At 72.7% G+C, this 798-nt stretch carries 1 protein-coding gene; it reads left to right on the top strand.

Translation table 11 applies throughout. From position 1 onward, the window contains the following. Positions 1–655, top strand: a 655-nt coding sequence (locus tag OC439_RS30160; RefSeq protein ID WP_262016383.1) for a hypothetical protein, incomplete at its 5' end; no start/stop codon positions are given. Positions 656–798 lie beyond the last annotated feature (143 nt).

Genomic DNA, 798 nt, shown 5'->3' with positions numbered 1-798 from the left:
GGAAACCACCCTCACGGTCGCCACCACGGAAACCGCCCTCACGACGGTCACCGCCACGGAAACCACCCTCACGGCGGTCGCCGCCACGGAAACCACCCTCGCGACGCTCACCACCGCGGAAACCGCCGTCACGGTCGCCGCCACGGAACCCGCCTTCGCGACGGTCGCCGCCCGGACGGCTTCCACTCCGGAAGCCACCCTCACGGTCGCCGCCACGGAAACCACCCTCACGACGGTCGCCACCGCCCGAGCCGCCTTCACGACGGTCACTGCCGCGGAAGCCACCCTCGCGACGGTCACCGCCACGGAAACCACCCTCACGACGGTCGCCACCGCCCGAGCCGCCTTCACGACGGTCACTGCCGCGGAAGCCACCCTCGCGACGGTCACCGCCACGGAAGCCACCCTCACGGTCGCCACCGCGGAAGCCGCCCTCGCGGCGGTCGCCACTGCGGAAACCGCCTTCGCGGCGGTCGCCGCCACGGGCGCCACTGTCACGGTCGCCACCACGGAAGCCGCCCGGGCGGTCGTCGCGGCCGCCCCGGTACGAGGGACGGTCATCGCGACGGCCGTCGCGGCCGGCGTCACCACGCCCCTGGCCGCGGTCGGCGCGATCCTCGTAACGACGGGGGCGGTCCCCGCCCTGGGGTCCTGAGCTCACAGGTACATCCTTCCTGATGGCGTTTCCGCCGAGAACGCTAACGCAGTCGAGGGCCGCCCCTGCTGGGGCGGCCCTCGACTGGAAGATTGTCCGGCGGTGTCCTACTCTCCCACACCCTCCCGAGTGCAGTACCATCG

The organism is Micromonospora sp. Mcm103 (assembly GCF_024519755.1).
Lineage (GTDB): Bacteria > Actinomycetota > Actinomycetes > Mycobacteriales > Micromonosporaceae > Micromonospora > Micromonospora aurantiaca.
Note: the sequence above shows the minus strand (reverse complement) of the source record. Positions and strands in the feature narration are given on the sequence as shown.